Here is a 21620-nt window from a genome sequence, read left to right as displayed (position 1 = left end):
TCCCTACCGCGCAGGCCCGGCAGGCCCGCCGTCCTCGCGGTCTGCCTTGCCCGAGCCATCATCGGCGACCTCGCCATAACCGAGCCAGCCCGCCAGCCGCGGCCAGCGGGTGGCGGCCGTGCTGGCAGCCTGCGATTCCTGCTCGTCGACATAGTGCTGCGCGGCAAAGCCGGGCACCTTCTGCGCGAGGGCCTCGATATCGTTGTTCGGGCGCGGACCGTGGCGCCGCGGGGCGCGGGGGCGCTTCATTTGCCGTCCACCCACACGCCGTCGGGCGTGCGCACCGAATACCCGCTGCCGCGCCGCATCATCACGGTGGCCTCGTTCTCGCCGACCATGCGCGTCTGCGGCAGGTTGGCGGCGTACTGCGCCGGCTCGGGCGCGCCCTGGCGGAACGGGCTGTCGGCGATCAGGTTCGACAGCAGTTGCGACAGCGCCGTGTAGCTGCTCGGCGTATGAATGGTCAGCGGGCCGTTGCCCGTGCCGCCGCCCTCCGCGCCACCCGAGCCGGCATTGGCCGCCGGCACGCCGATCAGCTTGACGCCCACCGGCACATGCACGATGCGGGGCGTGGGGATCTCGCGCATGCCGGCAATCTGGTTGGCATCCCCGCGCAGCGCCGCGCCATGTTCGGGCACGAACACGACCACCGCCTTGCGGCCGGACTGTTCGATCAGCGCGATCAGCTTGTCGACGTCGTCCAGCAGCCGCGCGAGCCGCAGGGGGTACGACTCGATGCTGGTCAGCCTGGAATTGGGCAGGCGGTTGCCGTCGTGCAGCGTCACCGTGTTGTAGTACAGCGCGAGCGGCCCCTCGTTCTGCGCGAGGCGGGACTTGTACCACTTCTCCAGTACCGCGTAGTCGCCCAGGATCGGCGAGTTGTCGAAGGCGCGCATCGCGGGCGGTACGCCATCCACGGGCACGTGGTTCACCTTGGCCACGCCGATTTCCTTGTCGACGAAGCCGCGGAAGTTGTCGAAGCGGCCGTCGTGGTTCATCAGCACGCGGGTATCGAAGCCGGCCTGCGCCAACGCTTCGAACAGATGGCACTGGGCCGGCGCGGGCGAGTACAGCTCCTGGTGCGGCTGCTGGCCGCAGCCGGCACGCAGCAGGCGGATCGCCGCGGGGCCGCTGTAGCTGGCCGCCGAGCTGAACTCCGAGAACACATAGTCGAAGCGCGACAGCAGCGGATGGTTGCGCGCCTTGGCCACGTCCAGGTCGTCCCAGGACAGCGAGCAGACATGCAGCACGATGATGTCGAACTGGCTGTCGGCGGAAGCGGTCAGCGGCGTGAACGCGACCTGGCGCGTGCGCTCCTGCTCGCGGAAGGCGGCCAGCTGCGCCTCGTTGTCGCCCACCTCCGCAGCGCTGTCCACGCGCATGGTCGGCGCCGGGCGCTGCGCCGGCCGCGTCGCCGCCACGCCGGTCGCCATCGTGTCCGGGCGCTGCCACAGCGGCACCACGATCAAGGCCAGCAGCACGAAGGTCGTCACGCGCACCCAGCGGTTGACGATCAGGTAGACCATCACGGCGACGATGGCGCCGAGCACCAGGTCGGGACCGACGAAGCGCTGCAGCAGCTCCAGCAGATAGGCGGGGGTGAACGCGCTCAGGTTCGAGAACTGCGACACCACACGCTCGAACGGCGGGAGGTTGGATTCGTGGTACAGCAGGGCGACCCCCACCACCACGGCCAGCACATGCCGCAGCACGCGCAGGCCCCGGTGTTCGACCGGCAGCACCAGCCACAGCGCGAACAGGATGTTCAGCAGCCAGCGGGGCTGCACCTGTCCGATGGCGAACAGGTACAGCTTGGCGGCGAAGTAGAGGTTCCAGAGTCCCATGTGCGTTGCGGTTGCGGCCCTGTTACGGCCCGGTTATGCGTACTGCGGTGCGTTCTGCGAAATGGCTCGCGGGTGCCGGCTGCGTCATGACTGGCGTGCCCGGCGCTTGGCCATCACGGCTTCGACCATGTCCATGCCGGCGTCGTACAGGCGCAGGAAACCCTGATAGCCCATCTCGATCACTTCCTTGAGCCCGCGCAGCGGCGCATCGCGCGGCTGGTCGTCGAGCCAGTCGATCCACGCGTCGGCGCGGCCGAAGGTGCATTGGATCAGCTGCGTCTCGGCCTCGGGGCTCAGGTCGTGCATGCGTACGCCCAGATGCCGGTTGACGTTGCGCGCCACGGCCGCGGCGAAATGGTATTCGCGCGCGCCCCGCGACAGGCACACGCCCACGCGCTCGCCCTCGGCGAGCGGCACGTCGATCGGCAGCAGCAGGCCGAGCCCGCCGAGCGAGTAGTTCTCCGTATGGCAAGCCAGGGTGGTGCCGTCGGGCAGCAGCAGCGTGGCCGGCACGCGCATCGGGATGCGGTGCGCCACGCGCACCTGGCGGGCTTCCTTGGCCACGCCGATGGCCGCGCCCAGCATCAGCAGGTTGACGCTGGCCCATACCATGTTGATCAGCACCGTGCCGGGCTCGGTGGTCGTGCCGAGCACCAGCCGGCCCAGGCCCACGGCGAGGCCGCCGATGTTCAGCGCCAGCAGCACCAGATACGGCTTGGAAATGGTCCAGTCGAGGTAGTCGTCCTGGATCTGCCCGCCCTTGGCGGTGACGTTGAACTTGCCCAGCCGCGGATTGATGAAGGCCATCGTGGTCGGCAGCACGATGTACCAGGCCAGCACCGACTCGTAGACCTCGGCCCAGAACGAATGCCGGTACTTGCCCTGGATACGCGAGTTGGTGATGTTGGCGATCACCAGGTAGGGCAGCACATAGGCCGCGATCATCGCCGCCGAGGTGTTGATCACGTGCAGGCCGAACACCAGGTAGGCCAGCGGCATGGTCAGGAAGATCAGCCGCGGGATGCCGTAGAAGAAATGCAGCATCGCGTTGGTGTAGCACAGCCGCTGGAACAGCTTCAGCCCCTTGCCCAGCAGCGGATTGTCGATGCGGAAAATCTGCGCCATGCCGCGCGCCCAGCGGATGCGCTGGCCGATATGGCTGGCGAGGCTTTCGGTGGCCAGCCCCGCCGCCTGCACGGTGCGCAGATAGGCGGTGTTGTAGCCGCGCCGGTGCAGCTTCAGCGCGGTGTGCGCGTCCTCGGTCACCGTTTCCACCGCGATGCCGCCGATCTCTGCCAGGGGCTTGCGCTTGATGATGGCGCACGAGCCGCAGAAGAACGCCGCGTTCCACAGGTCGTTGCCGTCCTGGATCAGCCCGTAGAAGAGGCTGCCCTCGTTGGGCACGCGCCGGAAGGTGTCGAAGTTGCGCTCGAACGGATCGGGCGAAAAGAAGTGGTGGGGGGTCTGCACCATCGCGCACTTCGGATCGGCCAGGAACTCGCCCATGGTCGTCTGCAGGAAGGAGCGCGTGGGGATATGGTCGCAGTCGAAGATCGCGATGTACTCGCCGCCGGTGACCGACAGCGCGTGGTTGATATTGCCGGCCTTGGCGTGGTTGTTGTCCGGGCGGATCAGGTAGTGCACGCCGGCCTGTTCCGCGAAGGCCTTCATCGACGGGCGGCGGCCGTCGTCGAGCAGGTAGACGTTGAGCTTGTCGCTGGGCCAGTCGAGGCTGCGCGCGGCGTAGACGGTGGGCTGCACCACCGACAGCGGCTCGTTGTAGGTCGGGATGTAGACATCGACGGTCGGCCACTGCGAGGTATCGGTGGGCAGCGTCTTGGTGCGGCGCGACAGCGGCCACGCGGTCTGGATATAGCCCAGGATCAGGATCACCCAGGTGTACGCCTCGGCGGCGAACAGCAGGTAGCCGATGGTGACCTCCAGCGGCGTGGCCAGGTCCAGCGTCTCGGTCGCCCGCCACCAGATGTAGCGCAGCGTCATCAGCGTGGACAGCGCCATCATGGTCAGCGTCGGGAAGCGGCCCGGGATGCGCCGCAGCACCATCACGGTCAGCCACACCAGCGCGAACACCGTGAGCTGGCCGCCCAGCGGCAGCGGGGTCGTGCACAGCACCAGCGCCGTCATCGCGGCCAGCACGAGCAGGGTCGGCGCCAGCCCGCGCACGCGGTGCACCACCGCGGCCAGGTGCGCCAGTCCGCTGCCCGCGCGCATCCAGTCCACGCGCGGCAGCCGCGCCATCAGCCGGCGCTTCCTGCGCGCGACGAAGCGATAGGCCGGCTCCAGCCGCCGGTCCAGCCAGCGTCGCAGCGCCGATTCGGGCGGGGCGTGCTCCGGCATGCTGCGGCGGCGCGTGGGCGCCGCCAGCCGCCGGCGCGCGCGTGGCTGGCGCACGAACAGGCGCCACAGCCGCAAGCCCATGCCGTGGTGCGCATCGACGCCGAGCCGTTCGGCGCCCCTGCGCCGCAGCCACGCGGAGAACTCCGCCGGCCAGTCGCGCGCCCCGGGGCGCGGCGGGCGGAAGAACAGGCGCACCAGCCATTCGCCGCGCGCCGTCTGCTCGCTCAGCTCCAGCCCGCGCGCCATCAGCGCGCGCAGCCTCAGCGTCAGATCGATCAGCGCGCCGGCGATCATGGCCGTGCTCCTGCCGTGCCCGCCCCGGCGGCCGGTGCGGCGATCCATTGCGACAGCCACGCCGCGATGCCTTGCAGATCGTGTGCGGCCTGCGAATGCGGCATCGCGCGGCAGAAATTCTGGCCGCGGGCCAGCGCCTCGGGCAGGCCGTGGTCGAGGTGCACCTGATAGGGCAGCATGCGCTCGCCCAGGCGGTTGCGCAGCAGCGCCAGCACATCGCCGTGCAGCTGGCGGGCGGGCTGCACGCGCGTGGCGACCACCCGGTACGGCACGCCGGCATTGTCCAGCGCCCCTTGTAGCCGCGGCAGCGTGGCGCAGACCTCCGGCTCGGGCGGCGCCAGCACCATCGCCAGGTCGGCGGCGGCCAAGGCCTGCGCGGCGTGGAGCGCGGGCCAGGCCGGCGTATCGACGAGCACCACGGCGTCGTCGGCCAGGTCGATCCGGGCCAGCAGCGCGCGCAGCCAGCCCGGCTGCTCCAGCAGGCAGCGCGTGGCGATAGCCTCGGCGCCGATGCCGCGCTCGCCGTCCTTGCGTTCGGGGCGGCCCCACGGCACCACCAGCACGTCGTCGTCGCTGCGCAGGGCGGCGGCGGCCCAGTCGTCGGCCGCCGGCCGCAGCGCGGCATCGATGAGCCCGTGGACGCCGGCCTCACGCATGCCGAAATGCAGGCCGAGCAGATTGCGCGGATCGCACTCGAGCGCCAGCACGCCATGCGCGCGCCCGGCCAGCAGCGAGGCCAGGGCCGCGGTCATCGTGGAGCGGCCCGCGCCGCCCACCGGCGAGACGATGGCAACCGTCTTCATCGCGCGCTGTCCTTTGGCGCCTGCCAGCGCTTGCCGCGGATGACGATGCCTTCGAGCTGCGGCGGCAGCCGCACGGCGCGGCGCTGGCGCGGCTGGAACCAGCGCGGCATCAGATGCACGAGGTCCAGCTTCCAGAACAGCCAGGCGAGCGGGGCCGCCAGTATCAGGCCCCAGATGAAGTATCCGATGAAGACACGCATGGCGTAGCTATTCCCTGGCTTTGAGCGGCACTGCGGACGGGAGCGGCGCGGCGCGAGGTTCGGTGCGCGAGGCGGATGGCGGGCGCAGGGCATCGAGCATGGACAGCGCCGGCAGTACCGCGCCCGCGCGCGGCGTGGGCGCCGCACCGGCAGCGGCCTCGGTGTCCGCCACGGAATCGGCGGCCGGACCGCCCGCGGTGTCGGCCGCCTTGCCGGCCTCGGCTTCCTGCCGTGCCTGCAGCCAGCCGCTGTAGTCGGGCAGCGTTTGCTCGGCGGCCTGCTGCGCGAAGGCATTCAGCGCGGCCTCGATGGTCGGCGTGTCGCCGCAGCGCAGCTCGCCGGAGAACAACGCCTCCAGCGGGCGCTGGAACACGCGCCGGCAGACCGCGTCGGCGTCGTCCAGCCGGCAGGCGAAGAAGAACACGTAGACACTGTCGGCGTCCGCGCTGCAGATATCGCCGGTGCGGTTCATCCGGATCGCGCGCAGCGCGTCGATATGCGCCACCTCCGGCAGCAGCGTCAGCCGCAGCAGCACGTGGGGCAAGCGGATGGTGCGGCCCTGTTCCACCGCGCCGCGCACGGTGTCGATGAACTCGCGCGGCGGCACGTAGCCCACGGCCGAGCCGGTCAGCACCGCCGAGAGCGCGGTGCGGTAGTCGGCCGGCAGCGGGCGCGAGAACACCTGGCCCTGCACGCCCTCGATCATCGCCTGCACCCGCGCGAACGGCGTGCGCCGGGAGATCACGAGGTTGGCGCCGAGGTTGAGCAGCAGCAGCTCGTAGTGCTGCCGCATCGCCTCCTGGTCTTCGCGCACGATGATCTTCAGCGCGCTGCCGCGCGTGCGGCGCAGCCTGTGCACCTGCTCGGCGAGCGCCTCGAAGGCGCGGTTGCCGTGGTAGTGCAGCAGCACGGTGGCGGCCACCGCGGCACCGGCGCTGGCCACCGCGGCCTCGTTGCTGTCCACCAGTTGCCACGATTCGGGCACCCAGCGTTCGTGCGCGATGGCATCGCGGCACACGATGACGCGATGTTCGTCGGGCGCGAGCAGGCCGGCCGCCGCGGCGGGATCGGCGTCGGCGCCTTCCGTGCCGGCGACCAGCCGTTGCGCGTCGGGCGCGAAGCGCAGCGGCAGCGAGCGGCTGGCGAGCACCGCGTCGCGATCGCGCCAGAAGGCCACCTCCCATGTGTACTGCCCCTGCACCTGGGCCAGGTGAGCGGCGCCGGCGAAGCGGGCATGCAGGCTGCCAAGATCGGCCGGCGGGCGCGACTCGTCCACCGGCGGGGACAGTACCAGCAGCAGCGACAACTGCTCGCGCGCGCACCAGGTTGCGAGCCGCGCCCCTTCGCGCGACAGGCGCGCGCCGTCGTGCCACGAGAAGCACTGTTCCGCGCCTTCGACCATCACCACGCTATGGCGCGTGGTGCATTGGTCGGCGAGCGCCTGCAGCGCGTCGACCAGCGTGTCGATACTGGCGTTGCCGGCGTCGGCACGCAGGCCGCAGAGGTTGGCCTTGTGGTGCAGCGCGCCGCCCACGTCGATATCGAGCCCGTGCTCGCGCAGCGATTGCGCGATGCCGGCGGTCGGGCGCGCGGAGAGCACGGTGGCCGGCCCGCGCAGCGCCGTGGCGGCGGTCTGCCAGAACAGCGCGTCGCGCGCCGGCGACGGCTCGGCGTAGACGATATGCGCGTGCGCCGGCGCCAGCGTCGCCAGCTCCAGCGGCAGCGCGTCGATCGCCAGCGACGGGCGCGCCTGGAGCCGCGCGAACAGCGCGGAGCGGGGCCGTACCGGCGCGCCCGCGGAGGCAGAGGTGGGAAGCGTGGCGTCGGGGCCTGTCGATTGACTCATGATGGCGTCCGCTGCGGTCTAGTACGACGAGTACGGCTGCACCGGCTCGGGCGGGAAGGGCACCGGTCCGCGTGGCGGCTCGAAGTGGTAGCGCAGGTAGGCGATTGCGCGGTTGGGCGCGTAGTCCCGCGAGCGATCGATCTGCAGCGCCAGGCCCGCGACCCACTTGGGCGCGAAGCGATATTCGACCGCGGCCAGTGCCGTGTAGCTGAAGCCGCCGCCCTTGCCGCCGGAATAGACCGGGTTGAAGTCGTCCGTCGTCGCCATCTGCTGCAGGTCCTGCCGCGTCGGGTAATACGGCATGTCCTTTTCGTAGGTGTCCGACCAGCCCGCCGAGCCGCCCAGCCGCCACGACCATTCGCCGCGCCGCCCTGTCCATTCGAGCGGCACCGCGAACGACAGATAACGCTGGGGACTGTAGTAGCCGCCGTGGCCGAACGTGTAGTAGCGCAGGTTTTCCGCGTAGCGCCAGTAGTTGACCACCAAACCGCTGGTGACGACCTGATTGCGCGCCCGCAGCAGCGGCCAGTCCAGCCCCGCGCGCACGGTGAATTCGCGGTTGGTCTGCACGTTGTGCCCGGTCAGCACCCCGGCGCCCACGGTGGCGAACAGGCTGCCGCGCCCGACGTCGTGCGAATAGCCGAGCCGGATGCCGTCGCGCACCACGCCGCCCCATTGCTCGCCGCTGGCGGGATCGGTGGCGCCCGCGTAGGAAATCAGGCTGCTGTTGACGGCGCGGCGCGATACGTCGACGGTGGCCGCCGCGTGGCGCAGCTCCGCGCGGTAGCGGAAGCCGCCGACGACGTTCTGGCGCAGGAAGCCGAGCGGGGTCGTGCCCAGGTCCGCGCGCCAGCTGCCGTAGGCGCCGTTGTACGCGTAGCCGGCCGCGAGCGCCATGCCTTTGTCGGTCTGGCCGACGGACGAAAGCCCGGCCGCGCCGCGCGCGGCGATCTGGCCGAACTCGCTGGCATTCTCGTCGGTGCCGGGCCGCAGCGTGCCGGCATCGAGCAGCACGGTGTCGGCATGGAAAAACAGATGGCCGGTGTAGCCGTGCGGCACACGCACGAACAGCGGAATCTCGACGCTGTGCAGCCGCGAGATGCCGCTGTCGCCGGACTTGTTCGAGAGCAGCGTGGCGGTGGCCACCTGGCCGTCGCGCCGGTCTTCGAGATCCTGCAGCGCGCGCTGCGCGGCGGTGCCGTCCGGCGACGGCACGGCGGCCTCGGCCTGCTCCAGCGTGCGGGCCTGCCGGTACAGCGTGGCGGCCTGGTCGAAGCTGCCGCGCGACTGCGCGATCCGCCCCCGCTGCACGGTGATATCGGCGCGCTGCGGGTAGCGCCGGTCCAGCGCATCGACGACAGCCGCGGCTTCCTGTTCCTGCCGAAGGGCGGTCAGCCGGCGGGCTACCGACAGCCGCGTGTCGATATCGTCCTCCGGGGTGTCGGCCAGCACCTCGCGCACCATGCTCAGCGCCTGCTCGTCGCGGCCGGCGTCTTCCGCGAGGCGCGCCAGCGTCAGGCGCGCGTCGGCATCGCCGGGGTGGCGGGCCAGCACGTCGCGCGCGGCGGCTTCCGCGCCCTTGAGGTCGCCTTGCCGCTGGCGCAGGTCGGCCAGCGCGAGCCCCCAGCGCCGGTCCTTCTGCTGGGCGGCGGGCACCGCGGCGAGCGCGCGCTGCGCGCCCGCGAAATCGTCGGCATCCAGACGGCGATCGGTATCGCGCAGCGCCAGCCGCAGCGCCTGATCGTCGAGCGCCGCGCGCTGGCCGGGCTCGAGGCCGCCCTTGGCGCCGGCGCGCGCGTCCAGCGCGCGCACCTCGTCCAGCCACGCACGCAGGGCCTCGTCGCGGCCCGCCGCGGCCAGCAGCTCGCCGTAGCGCAACCGCACGCCGAAGGCCGGATCGTCGGGATGGTCGGCCAGCCACTGTTGCACCAGGCCCAGGCCGTAGTCGGCATCGCCGAGCGCGATGGCCTCGCGTCCCACCGTGGCCAGCATCTGCGGGTCCGCGCGCGTGGCGTCGGCGGCCTGCCGCAGCAGGGCGCGTGCATCGTCCGGGCGGCCGGCGGCCAGGGCGAGGCGGCCCTCGCGCAGCAGTTGCTGGGCGCGCAGGTTGCCGCCCAGCTCGCGCATGCCCTCGGTGCGCTCGGCCTCGGGAATGGCGGCCAGCAGCGCGGCGGCGGCATCCGGGTCGTCGACCGAGTTCAGGTAGAGCGCGCTGGCGTAGCGCATGTCGGCGTTCGGCGCCAGCCGCAGGCCGTCTTCCATGGTGTCGCGGCCCAGCGCCGGCAGGCCCAGGTCACGATAGACCCGCGCCAGCGTGTAGCGCAGCCACGGGGCGTCGGGGGTGAGCTTGAGTGCCTGCTCCAGCTTGGCGAGCGCGGGACTGGCGCGGCGCTCGGCCAGCAGCTGGTCGGCCTGGCGCGTGAGCAGTTCGGCGCGCAGCGTGCGCAGCGTGTTCGCCGAATCGGGCGTGTTCTGCAGGCGCGCTTCGGTGGCGGCGAGCAGGGGCCCGATCTCCGCGTCGCGGCCGTTGTTCTGCAACAGGGCCACGAGACGGCGCAGCATGGCTGGGTCGGGCGTGCGGCTCGCCAGTTGCTTGCGCAGCACCGCTTCCGCCTCGGCGTCGCGCTTCTGGGTGATCAGGGCATCGACGAGAATGGCCTGCGCGTCCGCGTTGTCCGGCTGCCGGGCCAGCGCCTTGCGCGCGAGCGCCTCGGCCTCGGCCGGCTTGCCCTGGGTGCCGGCGAGCCGCGCCTGCGCCACCGTGCCCCAGAACGTGGCGGTGTCGAGCAGGCTGCGCCATTTGCCGGCCTGTTCCGGGTCCAGTTGCAGGGCGCGGGCGAACAGCGCGCGCGCCTCGTCGTGCCGGCCCTCGCGCAGGCGCACCAGCCCCAGGCCGCCGACCACCTCGGCGTCGTTGGCGCGCGTGCGCATGGCCTGCTCGAAGGCGGCCTGCGCTTCTGCCAGGTTGCCGCGTTCGAGCTGGCGCAGGCCCCGCTGCCGCGCCTGGTAGTCGGGGTCGGCCAGCAGCCGCCGCTGCGCCTCGCGGCGCTTGTCGAGCTCGGCCAGCGCCTGGCGCGCCGTGTCGTCGTCCGGCACTTCCTTCAGGTAGCGCTCGAACCAGACCGCGAAGGCGGGGTCATCGTTGACACGGTACAGCGTGCGGCGCCAGATATCGAGCGCGGCCGCGCGGTCGGCATCGGTGCGCTGGGTGAGCCGGTACAGCATGTCCAGCCCTTCCGCGCGGGTCGCGGGGCGGTCGGTCAGCAGGTCGGCCAGCACCAGCGCGAGGCGCGCGTCGTCCGGCTGCTGGCGCAGCAGTTTGCGCATCTCGGCGATGGCGGTCGGGCGGCCCGCGTCGGTGCCGGCGAGGATGCGGTAATAGTCGATGGCCAGTTCGCCGCGCGGCGGTCCCTGCGGAAACAGCCGCTGCAGCCGCTCCAGCGCTTCCTTCTCGTTGCCGGCCCGGGCCAGCATGCGCACGGTCGCCATCTCGCGCTTGTCGCCGGTGGCGATCCGGTAGGCGTCCTCGAGTTCGCGCGTGGCGGCGTGGCGCGGATGCTGCTGGCGCAGGCGCTGCAGGATCTTCTGCGCCTCGGCCGGGCGGTTGGAGCGCAGCTCGATCTGGCCGAGCATCAGCAGCGCCTCGGGATGCTGGGGGTCGATCGTCAGGATCTTGTCCAGCGCGCCGCGCGCCATGTCGGCGCGGTTCTTGGCATCCCACATGCGCGCCGACGACAGCAGGCGCGCGAGTTCCGCCGCGTTGGCATCGACAGCCGCCGATGGCGCCGCCGCACTCGCCTGGGCGGCGGCCGGCACGGCGTGGACGAGCAGCAGCGCGGTGGCGCAGTTCAGCGTGGCGCGGGACATGAGGCGGTCCAGGCCGGCGTCAGCGCGCCGTCGGTTTCGAAGCGGTACAGGCCGTCCAGATAGCCCAGTCCGAACAGCGCGAGCACCTGGCTGTAGTAGCCCAGCGGTTCGGCGGCGGCCAGCTTGCGCAGGCGCTGCACTTGCTGGCGGGCGGCATCCGGCAGGCCCAGCGCCGCCAGATAGGGCGCCACCGCGGCCGAGAAGCCGGCATTGCCGGCATTCGGGCCGACCGCGCCCGTGCGGGTATCGACGCGCTCGGGCGGATGCCCCTTGGCGACAGTGAAATCGGCCATCGGGCGATAGGCCGCCAGCAGTTGCGCCCGCATGGGCTCGCGCTCGGGCAGCATGCCTGCCCACAGATAGACCCGGATCGCGTTGTACGCGCCCTCGGCCTCGGTCTGGCGGTCGGGGCGGAAGCCGGGTTTGGCGCCGGCATGGTATTCGACCCAGTCGGGCGAGAAGCCGCGCGGCGCGGTATCGAGCAGCACGCGCATCGAGCTGGCAAGCAGCTGGCCCCATTCGGGTTCGCCCGGCCACAGCGCGGCGAGCCGGCGCATGACCTGCGGCGGCACATAGCTGGGATTGAGGCGCCACATCGTCGGCTCGGGATGGAAGCCCACCGGGCCGGGCAGCAGCGTGCGGCCAAGGCCCGGCAGCACAGCGGTTTCCTGCTTGAGCACCTGCCGGGCGATGACCGTGCCCAGCGCCGTATAGCGCCTGTCCTGCCAGAGCCGGCCGGCCTCCAGCAGCGCGTAGGCGATCCACAGGTCGGCGTCGGAAGCGGGATTGGCGTCGATCACCCCCCAGCTTTCCGGCTTGCCGGGCGCGGTGTCGCGCCGACCCCAGATCCAGGCCGGCAGCCGCGAGGCGAGGTCGCCCTCGGCGAGGTTGTTCTCCGTCCAGTTCAGCAGGCGCTCGAAGGTGGCGCGGTCGTTGGCGACCAGCGCGAAGAACAGTCCGTAGGCCTGGCCTTCGGACACCGTGACCTGCTGCGGGGTGCTGGCATCGACCACGCGGCCGTCGGCGCTGATGGTGTCGCGCTTGAACGCGTCCCACGCGGGCCAGGGGCAGGTTGCCGCCGCGCAGCCGAGCGAGGCGCCGAGCAGCGCCGCGCCCGCCAGCGCGCGCGCCACGGTGGCGGCCCGCCGCAGCGGCGCGAGCAGGCGGCGCGACATCGCACCGGCCGCCGTTGCATGAGCCGCCATATCAGCCCCCGTTGCGGCGGGCGGCGAGCCGGGACAGTGCCCAGAACGCGCTCAGCGCCACGGCCAGGCCGGCGATGATGCCGGCGATGGCGAGAAATACGGGGTGCGACGACACGCGGACCCACACGCGCGCATACCAGGGGAAATCGCCCACGAAATAGCGCTCGCCCAGCCGCAGGCCTTCGACTTCGCGCGTGCGGACCACGGTCAGGTCGCCGCGCACCTGGGCGACCTTGCCCGGATCGTCCAGCGCATCCAGCACGTCCGCCAGGCGATCCGGTTCGGTGGCGGTGACCGCCACCACGCTGCGGTCCTCGCGAAAGGGCGACTGGAAGCCGATCAGCGCGGCGAGCGGGCCGTCGGCCGACAGGATGGCGCGGCCCGCCGGCGTCATCGTCTCGCGCTCGCCGTCGCTGAGCCAGTTTGACCATGCGTTGGCCCGCTGGTCGCGCAGCGCCATCTCGGTCTTGCCGCGCTCGACCAGCATCGGCAGGGACTTGCCCCAGCCCGCCAGCAATTGCCCGGCGCTGCCGTTGCCGATCAGCAGCAGGTTGCGCTGCTTGACCGCGTCGATTTCCTTCGCCGGCACGACGTCCACCCGCAGCGCCGGCAGGCCGGTCCAGCGGCCCATATGGCCGAGCAGCGTCAGCAGCGCTTCCTGGTCGATCTTGCCCGGGGCGTCGGGCAGCACCACCGCGGTATCGGCCAGGTCGGCCAGCCGCGTGAACGGATAGCCGCTGTTGGCGAAGAAGGCGAGGTTGGGCATCGCCGCGTAGTGGGCGAAGCCGCTGAAGTCGATGCTGGAATCCGGATCGATGGCCGCGCGCGCGACCTTGGCCGGCGTCGATGCGCACAGGCCGGTCTTCTGCGAGTCCATATGGAAACGGAACTGCATCTGGTTGTCGCTGCCCACGCGGAAGGCCGGCACCTGGATCTCGTTGGAGATCACCGCGTCGCTGCCCGACAGCAGCGGCACGCTGACCAGGTTCTCGTCGTCCCGTCCCGACACCGGGCGCAGCCGGTAGGAGCGCACCAGCTGGTCGTTGATGTCGACGTTGAGCACCGAGTCGTTGTACGTCGACGGCGGCGTGTAGCGGTATTTCAGGTTCAGCGGCACGTTGCGCGCATTCCACCCGAACAGGTCGGCCGGCACGCGCAGGTTCACGCGGATCGGTTGCGGATCGTTGCCGGAGACCTGGAGCTGCTGCGGATCGGTGACCAGCTCGCGGAACAGCACCGGACGGTCCACGGGCGCCCAGTTCGGCGCGTCGTAGGGCTTGCGCGCCGGGCCGAGGTCGACGGTCTGGATGGTGGCCTGGCGGCCGGTCATCGCGGCCTTGCCCAGCACCAGCGCGTAGGCCGCCGTCTGCAGCTCTTCCTTGTTGCGGCCGGCGATCACCAGCAGCTTGTGGTCGGGGCTGTTCGGATTCGGCACCACGCTGACCGAGGGGCCGGCGATCTCGCCAAGGCCCAACGCCGTCGCGGCCGGCCCGGGCAGCGCCAGCATGACCGCGTGCTGGCCGGCCGGCGCCGTGCGGGTGACCGGAAAGCGTGCGCCGCGGTAGTCGGCCAGCCCGCCGAACCACGAGGCCACCACGCCGGCGGCGCGCAGCGTCGCCATGTCGGCGTTCTCCGCCAGCACGAACGGGACCGTGAGGCGGCGATTGTCCCGGCGGTCGAAGAACGGCAGCGGCAGCAGCGCGAGATTGTCCGGAAGCCGCAGCGGCGCGGTCGTCAGCGTCAGCGCGCTGTTGGCGCTGATGTCGGTCCACAGCGCCGAGTGCGAGGCGTCCTCGCAGTGGTCGACCGTGTAGTGGCCGATGAACTCGATGCCGATGCGGTTGAAGTCGGTGAACAGCCGCGGTTCCAGCGCAATGTCGCGCGTCACCTGCTGGCCGGCGCGGTTGGCGTCCAGCGGCAGGGTGGCCACGACCTCGTCGTTCAGCCTGACCTTCAGATGCGACAGCGGAAAGACGAGCGAGGGCGAGTAGGTGTAGTGCAGCCGCAGGGTGGCGGCGGTCACCACCTCGTCGGCGCGGATGCCGACGTTGAGCACGCGATCCGAGCTCAGGCCGCGCAGCGCGATGGGGCCGTAGGCGCCCATCTCCGCGACCGTCAGGGTCTGCTGGCGTGTCGGCGCGGCCGCGGGCACGACGGGCGCGCTGGCCGCGGCAGGCGCCGTGCCCGCATCGCTTGCTCCCCCCGGAGCGGATGGCGTCTGTGCATGGGCCACCGGCAGCGCCATCGCGGCCAACAGCACGGCCTTCGTCATTATGGCCCCACGCCGGAGCGGCATGGCGGCGGATGAATCTGTCGTTCTCGTCATCGACACCAGAAAAAACGATGAACGCTCTTACGACGTTCGTCAGGCCAGGGTCCCCTTGATATCAACCGCCCGGGGTGACGCTTTCGCAATACGACGCGCCTTGTCGGGTGGAGTCTACACCAATGTCACTTGGAGACGACGCGCCGGCGCGGCACCGTGGTCAATCCGCATCGGCGCGCCACGGCGGCGCATCCGGCGGTTGCTTTCTACTACGGTTGCATGCCAGTCCTGCCATGGCCGGGCACGCCGCCGCGCCTGGGCCACGCCAGCGCGCGGGCCGACGTCGGCGCCCGCATGGTACGGCGTTTGCATCACACCGGGGGCTGTATGCCAGCGCCGCGTCGGCGGCCCGATCCGGCAGGCCCGCGCCGGGAACGCGCGGGTGCGGGAATCACCACGGGGGGACACCACCATGCAATCGTCGCGCACCATCACCATTGTCATTACGGGCGCCTCCAGCGGTATCGGACGTGCCACGGCGCAGGCCTTCGCCCGGCGCGGCGTGCGGCTGGTGCTGGCCGCGCGCAATCTGGAGGGGCTGGAGCGCACGGCGGCCGACTGCGCACGGCTGGGCGCCAAGACCTTGTGCGTGCCGACGGACGTCACCGACGCCGAGGCGGTGGCCAGCCTCGCCCGCCATGCCGCGGACAGCGGCGACGGCCGCATCGATATCTGGGTCAACAACGCCGGGGTGGGCGCGGTGGGCCGGTTCGAGGACACGCCCATCGCGGCCCATGAGCAGGTGGTGCGAACCAATCTGCTCGGCTATCTGCATGGCGCCCACGCGGTGCTGCCTTACTTCAAGCGCGCGGGGCAGGGCACTCTGATCAACACCGTGTCCTTCGGCGCCTGGGCGCCGGCGCCCTATGGGGTTTCCTACTCGGCCAGCAAATACGGGTTGCGCGGGTTCTCGGAGGCATTGCGAACCGAACTGGTGCCCTGGCCAGGCATCCACATCTGCGACATCTTTCCGTCGGTAATCGATTCGCCGGGATTCCGGCATGGCGCCAACTACACCGGCAAGATGCTGCGTCCGCCCAAGCCGCTGTACGACCCGCGGCTGGTGGCCCGGGCCATCGTGCGGGCCGCGGCGAATCCCCGGCGCGAGTCCACCACGGTGGGCGTGGTGGCGACGCTGGCCCGGGTGGCCAACGTGGTGGCGCCACGGCTGGTACGCCGCTGGTCGTCGCGCTTCGTCGATGCCTATTTCGAGCAGGCGCCGGAGGTGCCGGTGTCGGACGGCAACCTGTTCGAGCCCAGCTCGGGCAGCCTCTCCGTCGATGGCGGCTGGCGCGATCCGGCCGGCGCGAACAGGCTGCGCAACGCCGGCCTGCTGCTGGGCGCCGGCGCGGTGGCCATGCTGCTGTGGAACGCCACGCGGCGCGACGGCTGAGCCCGGCCGCGGGCGGCGCTACCGCCGGCGCTACTGCCGTGCCGCCAGCATCAGCGTATCGGCCAGAATGCGCTGGCCCTGCGCGGTCAGGTGGATATTGTCCATATAGGCGGTCTGGCGCGCCTCGCGCTCGGCCTGCTGCATGCTGAGCACGGGCACGCCCAGCTCCTCGCAGGCCTGGGCGAACAGGGCCGTGCCAAGGGGCGGCTTGTCGCCGTCGAGTTCATCGGTCTGGTAGTGCTGCACGAGGCGGACCCTGGCGCCCGCCTGCTGCGCCATGCGGATCAGTGCCTTCAGGTCGCGCAGCGAGTCCGGACCGGCCTCGGCGCTGGTGACGGCCGGCGGGGGCGGTGGCGGCGGACTCGGGTTCAGCCGCTGCAGATAGACCGGCAGGTAGCGCACGGCCGCTTCCCATACCGCCGATGGCGGCTCGGTCGAAGGATGGGTATTGGGGTTCAGCGGCTCGAAGGTGGGTACGTCGCCATAGTCGCCGCTGTTGGTCACGATGATCACCGTGTCCGCCTCGAAAAACCCGTAGCGCTTCGCATAGGCCAGCCAGTTGCCCGGCCCCCAGCTGAACGCGGAGACGTTGCCGACGGTGACCGTCTTCTTGTGCGGCTGGCCGTCGTTTGGTGCCGGCCCTTGCCCCGGTTGCTGCGCCTCCAGTTCCGCCAGTTCCCGATGCAGCAGCTCGGTGGCGATCACGTACTGGTCCACCTGCGCGCCGGCATTGACCACCGAATCGCCGAATACGAGCACCCGGCGCTCGTCCGGCGCGCGCGTCGGCGCGAAATCCTCCGCGCGCATGCTGAAGTGGTTGACCCGGTAATGGTTGCCGAAGCGCCTGACGTTCTGGTCCGGCTTGAGCAGGTATTCGATCTCGCTGTCGGACTGGTACAGCGGCGGATGCCCCAGGCCGAGCGCGGCGCGGGCGAAGACTTCGGCCGTGGCCGCGCCGATCAGGCACACAAGTACCGCCACACCAACGAGTTTTCTTGGCGTATTCATCGGGAAGGACTCTGGGGGAAGGACCGGCAGAGTGTAGGGAAGCCGGATTCCGCGTCGCATCCTTCAGATGGATGAACCCAGTTGCATCGGGACATTCCCTCAGCAATTGCTATCCATCCATGTGAATAAGGCGCCGCAATACGGCGCCGCAGCAGTCGAGGCCTCCCGGATCCCCGGCTAGAGCCCGGCCCTGGCGTTGTCGGCGCCCAACGCCGGCAGGACCTTCGCGCCGAACGCCTCGATGGTCTCGCGCTGGTTGCGGCCGACGTTGTGCACGTACACCCGGTCGAAGCCCATCGCGAGGTCTTCGGCCAGCCACTCGGCGTGGCGCGCGGTGTCGCACGAGATGCGTACGGCCTTGTCCATGTCGGCCGGCGTGAGGCCGCTGGCGTGCGCGTCGAACGCTTCCGGCGTGGCAAGGTCCGCCGCCGTGGCGCTGTCGAAAACATTGGTGCGCCATTGCTCGAACGCCATCTGCCGCGCGGCCTGCTCGCCGATGGCGGGGTCGGCATAGGCGACCTTGGCCTGCAGGAAGGCCGGCCGCGAGGGCGGGGCGGTTTCCCGGAAGGCGTCCAGCACCGCGCGCATCCGCTCCCGCGGTGCAGAGACGGTGATCAGCGCGTCGGCCCAGGTGCCGGCCCAGCGGGCGGTCTCGGGCGACAGCGCCGCGCAAACCAGCAGCGGCGGCTGGGCCGGCAGGCTGTACAGGCGCGCGCGGTCCACCCGGATATGGCCGTCGTGCGACACCTCCTCGCCGCGCCAGAGCGCGCGCATGACATTGGCCGACTCCAGCAGCATGGCATTGCGCTGCGCCTTGGGCGGCCATGGCTCCCCGGTGATGTGTTCGTTCAGCGCTTCGCCGCTGCCCAGCGCGATCCAGAAGCGGCCGGGGAACATCTGCGCCAGCGTGGCGGCCGCCTGCGCGACCACCGCCGGATGGTATCGGCCGAAAGGACAGGTCACCGCGCCCGCCGACAGGCTGGTGGTGGCGAGGGCGGCGCCGAGCCACGACCAGGCATGGCCGCTGTGCCCCTGCCGCACGCTCCATGGATGGAAATGGTCCGAGCAGCCGAGCGCGCCGAAGCCGGCCTGCTCCGCCGCCCTGGCGTAGTCCAGCAGTTCGCCCGGCGCAAACTGCTCGTGCGAGGCGTGATAGCCGATGATGGTCATGCCGGTTCTCCAGTGGCTTGCGCGACGGTCCCGGATCAGCGGAACACGTCCTCGCGCCGGCGCAGCCATCGGTAGCCATGGCCATGCAGGACGAGATGGTCGGGATGGTCGCGCCGCCGCTCGTACGGGCCGTCGACGAGGATATCGACCAGATCGTCCGGCGCCGTTTCCGGGATGCGGATGCTGACCTCGTCCGGCGACAGGTTGGCCAGCGTCAGCACTTGCACGCCATTGCTCTGATGCCACAGCGCCAGCACCGCGCTGCAACCGACATCGAGCACCTTGTAGGCGCCGGCGCCGATTTCCTGCAGCCCCAGTCGCGTGCGGATCATCCTGCCGGTGCAGGACAGCAGCGAGTTGTCCGTCAGCGCTTGCGCGTAGACGTTCAGCTGGTCATAGCCGTACTGCCCCTCCCGGATGACCGGCACGGGCAGCGTTTCGGGATCGGCGGCCGAGAAGCCGCCATTGGGTTCGTCCGACCATTGCATGGTGGTGCGCACGGAATGGCGCTCCTCCAGCGACAGGTCGTCGCCCATGCCGATCTCTTCGCCATAGCGCAGGATGGGCGTGCCCGGCAGCGAGAACAGGATGCTGTGGGTCAGCGCCACCATGCGCATGTCGCCGCCGAGCATCGGCGGCAGCCGGCGCCGGATGCCGCGGTTGTAGATGCGCATGTCGGGTTCGGGGGCGAACTTGTCCATCACCTCCTTGCGCTCGTCCTCGGTCAGCTTGTCCAGGTTCAGCTCGTCATGGTTGCGCAGCCACAGCGCGTATTGCGCATGCTTGGGCCGCGGCGGCTGCGTCTTGAGTGCGCGGGCGATGGGTTCGGCGTCCTGCCGGGCGAGCGCCAGGTACAGATGGTTGTTGAGCCAGAAGTTGAGCAGCAGATGCAGGCGGTCGTTGTCGCCGAAGTAGCGGACGTAGTCTTTCGGCTCGACATCGACCTCGCCCAGCAGCACCGCGTTCGGATTGCGCTGGGAGACGTGGTCGCGCAGTTCGGTCAGGAGCCAGAAGCCGTCGTCGCGCGGGTCCGCGGCGCGGGCGCGCTCCATCATCAGCCCGGCCGCGTCGACCCGGAAGCCCGACACGCCCAGCCGCAGCCAGAACGACAGGATCTGGCGCACCTCGTGCCGCACAGCGGGATTGGCCAGGTTCAGGTCGGGCTCGTGCGCGTAGAAGGCATGCCGGTAGTACTGGCCGGCTTCCTCGTCCCAGGTCCAGACGCTGTCCTCGACGGTGGGAAAGGCGGGCTTGACTTCGGTCTCCAGCGGCTCGTCGGCCCACACGTAGTAGTCGCGGTAGGGCGAATTGCGATCGCGCCGGGCCTCCTGGAACCAGCGGTGCTGGTCCGACGTGTGGTGCACCACCAGTTCGATCACCACGTGGATGCCCATTTCCTCCGCGCGCTCGAGCAGGGCGGCGATATCGGGCAGCGAGCCGAAACGCGGGGCCACTGCGAGGTGGTCCGAGATGTCGTAGCCGCTGTCCTGAAAGGGCGAGGCGTAGAACGGCATCAGCCACAGGCAGGTCACGCCCAGCCCGCGCAGATGGTCCAGGCGCTCGGTCACGCCTTGCAGGTCGCCCCAGCCGTCGCCGTTGCTGTCGCGAAAGAGGTTGGGATCGACCTGATAGATCACGGCATTGCGATACCAGAGCGGCTGCATTTATCGATCTCCCGGCTTCAGCAGCACGGCGCATTCGGGCGCCAGCGTGCCGTCGAAATGCGCCGACTCCACCGGCGCTTCCTGACTGTCGATTTCCACGATCCAGCCCTCGGGCCGGGGGATGACCAGGGGACGGTCGGCGAAGTTGACGCACACGATCCGCTCGTCGTCCTCGTAACGGCGGCAATAGACCAGCGCCTCGGGTGGCGCCGGCAGTTCCTCCCAGGAACCCAGGCGCAACGCCGGACTGGCGCGGCGCACGGCGAGCAGGCGGCGGTACAGATGAAGGATGGAATCGCGGTCTTCCCATTGCGCGTCCGCCGAATGCGCGGCGGCATCGGGCGGGAACGGCAGCCACGGCCGCTCGCCCCGCCAGCCGTGGGGCGGCTCGGCATGCCACGGAATGGGCGCGCGGCAGCCGTCGCGCCCACCCGGATCGATGCGGTCCGCGGCATCGACGAGCGCGTCTTCCAGCCCCAGTTCCTCGCCCTGGTACAGGAACGGCGTGCCGCGCAGCGTCAGCAGCATCACGGCCGCCGCGCGGGCGCGGCGCAGCGAGCCGCCGTAGCGGGTGCGGTGGCGCGGGTTGTCGTGGTTGGACAGCACCCAGGTGGGCCACGCACCGGCCGGACGCAGCAGGTCCTCCACCTCGCGGATGCACATGCGCAGCAGCACGGGGTCCCACGGCGCGTCCAGCGGCGGGAAGTTGAACGACATATGCAGTTCGTCGCCCGCCCCGTAGTACTCGACGACCTTCTCGGTGGCGCGGATATTGACCTCGCCCACCAGCACGCGGTCGCCGGGATAGCTGTCGACCAGCCGGCGAATGCCGCGCAGTACCTCGTGGCTGTACGGCTGGTCGTTGAAGTCCGCCAGCGGCTCGCCGGCCAGGCAGCGGGGATTGTTCGCAAAGGTCGGGTCCTTGCCGGTGCAGTGCGCCACGTCGATGCGGAAACCGTCCACGCCGCGATCGAGCCAGAAGCGCAGCACCCCATGCATGGCCTCGACCACCTCCGGGTTGCGCCAGTTCAGGTCGGGCTGCTCGGGCAGGAACAGGTGCAGGTAGTACTGGCCGCTGCCTTCGTCCCACGTCCAGGCGCTGCCCGCGCCGAGCGCCGCGCGCCAGTCGTTGGGGGTATCGCGCCAGATGTACCAGTCCCGCTTGGGGTTGTCGCGGGACGAGCGCGACTCGATGAACCACGGGTGCTGGTCCGACGTGTGGTTCGGCACGAAGTCCAGCAGCACCCGCAGCCCACGCGCATGGGCGCGTTCGATCAGCCGGTCGGCGTCCTCCAGCGTGCCGAACAGCGGGTCGATATCGCAGTAGTCGCTGATGTCGTAGCCCGCATCGGCCATTGGCGAGCGGAAGATCGGCGAGAGCCAGACGGTGTCGGCGCCAAGCGCGCAGATATGGTCCAGATGCGCGTCGATGCCGGCCAGGTCGCCGACCCCATCGCCGTTGGCATCGGCGAACGAGCGGGGATAGATCTGGTACACCACGGCGCTTTTCCACCAGATGTCCGGCTGCTCTTCCATGGCGGGGCCTCCATTGATTCTCGCGACAGAAAGCAAAAGCCGCGGGCGGCCTTGCGCGTGTGCGTGCAATAGAGCAAGTGCCATACCCGTGCGCCTCGTGCGAGAG

General features: G+C 70.8%; 14 protein-coding genes. 1 reads left to right on the top strand and 13 read right to left on the bottom strand.

The genetic code is table 11. The features are described from left to right. Positions 1-3 precede the first annotated feature (3 nt). From LDO27_RS03715 to bcsB, 9 genes are all read right to left on the bottom strand, one after another. Complete coding sequence (locus tag LDO27_RS03715; RefSeq protein ID WP_224039744.1) at positions 4-249, bottom strand: cellulose biosynthesis BcsR family protein; 246 nt, start codon at positions 247-249, stop codon at positions 4-6. Continuing rightward, positions 246-1844 (bottom strand): cellulose biosynthesis protein BcsG, encoded by a 1599-nt coding sequence (bcsG, locus tag LDO27_RS03710; RefSeq protein ID WP_224039742.1) that lies wholly within the window; start codon positions 1842-1844, stop codon positions 246-248. The genes LDO27_RS03715 and bcsG overlap by 4 nt, the downstream gene beginning before the upstream one ends. A gap of 84 nt (positions 1845-1928) precedes the next feature. Next, positions 1929-4496 carry a UDP-forming cellulose synthase catalytic subunit gene (bcsA, locus tag LDO27_RS03705; RefSeq protein ID WP_224039740.1) on the bottom strand — a complete coding sequence of 856 codons (2568 nt, stop codon included), beginning with the start codon at positions 4494-4496 and terminating at the stop codon, positions 1929-1931. Continuing rightward, complete coding sequence (gene bcsQ, locus LDO27_RS03700) at positions 4493-5299, bottom strand: cellulose biosynthesis protein BcsQ (protein WP_224039738.1); 807 nt, start codon at positions 5297-5299, stop codon at positions 4493-4495. The genes bcsA and bcsQ overlap by 4 nt, the downstream gene beginning before the upstream one ends. Beyond that, positions 5296-5499, bottom strand: a complete 204-nt coding sequence (locus tag LDO27_RS03695) for a hypothetical protein (RefSeq protein WP_222206767.1) — start codon at positions 5497-5499, stop codon at positions 5296-5298. Before LDO27_RS03695 ends, bcsQ begins: the two co-directional genes overlap by 4 nt. Before the next feature lie 7 nt (positions 5500-5506). Continuing rightward, entirely contained in the window at positions 5507-7345 is a 1839-nt protein-coding gene (gene bcsE / locus LDO27_RS03690) for a cellulose biosynthesis protein BcsE (RefSeq protein WP_224039736.1), read from the bottom strand. A gap of 18 nt (positions 7346-7363) precedes the next feature. Then, entirely contained in the window at positions 7364-11212 is a 3849-nt protein-coding gene (locus tag LDO27_RS03685; RefSeq protein WP_224039734.1) for a cellulose synthase subunit BcsC-related outer membrane protein, read from the bottom strand. Further along, positions 11194-12417 (bottom strand): cellulose synthase complex periplasmic endoglucanase BcsZ, encoded by a 1224-nt coding sequence (bcsZ, locus tag LDO27_RS03680; protein ID WP_224039732.1) that lies wholly within the window; start codon positions 12415-12417, stop codon positions 11194-11196. The genes LDO27_RS03685 and bcsZ overlap by 19 nt, the downstream gene beginning before the upstream one ends. A gap of 1 nt (position 12418) precedes the next feature. Then, positions 12419-14713, bottom strand: coding sequence for a cellulose biosynthesis cyclic di-GMP-binding regulatory protein BcsB (gene bcsB, locus LDO27_RS03675; RefSeq protein ID WP_224039730.1), 2295 nt, complete (start codon positions 14711-14713; stop codon positions 12419-12421). A 442-nt stretch (positions 14714-15155) separates the two neighbouring features. Between bcsB and LDO27_RS03670 the strand changes: the two genes are divergently transcribed. Continuing rightward, the gene (locus tag LDO27_RS03670; protein ID WP_222206761.1) at positions 15156-16136 is read left to right on the top strand and encodes an SDR family oxidoreductase; all 981 of its coding nucleotides are present in this window, start codon (positions 15156-15158) and stop codon (positions 16134-16136) included. 30 nt (positions 16137-16166) lie between these two features. Here LDO27_RS03670 and LDO27_RS03665 read toward each other — a convergent pair whose 3' ends face one another. The 4 genes from LDO27_RS03665 to LDO27_RS03650 all read right to left on the bottom strand — a co-directional run bounded on the left by LDO27_RS03665 (position 16167) and on the right by LDO27_RS03650 (position 21514). Beyond that, the gene (locus tag LDO27_RS03665; protein WP_224039728.1) at positions 16167-17144 is read right to left on the bottom strand and encodes an SGNH/GDSL hydrolase family protein; all 978 of its coding nucleotides are present in this window, start codon (positions 17142-17144) and stop codon (positions 16167-16169) included. Positions 17145-17321: 177 nt separating this feature from the next. After that, positions 17322-18314: a TIGR03885 family FMN-dependent LLM class oxidoreductase gene (locus LDO27_RS03660; protein ID WP_224039726.1), complete on the bottom strand. Its 993-nt coding sequence runs from the start codon at positions 18312-18314 to the stop codon at positions 17322-17324. Between the two features lie 35 nt (positions 18315-18349). After that, positions 18350-19978, bottom strand: a complete 1629-nt coding sequence (locus LDO27_RS03655) for an alpha-amylase family protein (protein ID WP_224039724.1) — start codon at positions 19976-19978, stop codon at positions 18350-18352. After that, the gene (locus tag LDO27_RS03650) at positions 19979-21514 is read right to left on the bottom strand and encodes an alpha-amylase family glycosyl hydrolase (protein ID WP_224039722.1); all 1536 of its coding nucleotides are present in this window, start codon (positions 21512-21514) and stop codon (positions 19979-19981) included. It lies immediately after the preceding gene. Positions 21515-21620: the final 106 nt, after the last annotated feature.

Origin of the sequence: Cupriavidus respiraculi (assembly GCF_914271545.1) — a bacterium.
In the GTDB taxonomy this organism is placed as follows: Bacteria; Pseudomonadota; Gammaproteobacteria; order Burkholderiales; family Burkholderiaceae; genus Cupriavidus; species Cupriavidus respiraculi.
The sequence above is the reverse complement of the archived record's forward strand: the minus strand, read 5'-3'. Positions and strand labels throughout refer to the sequence as shown.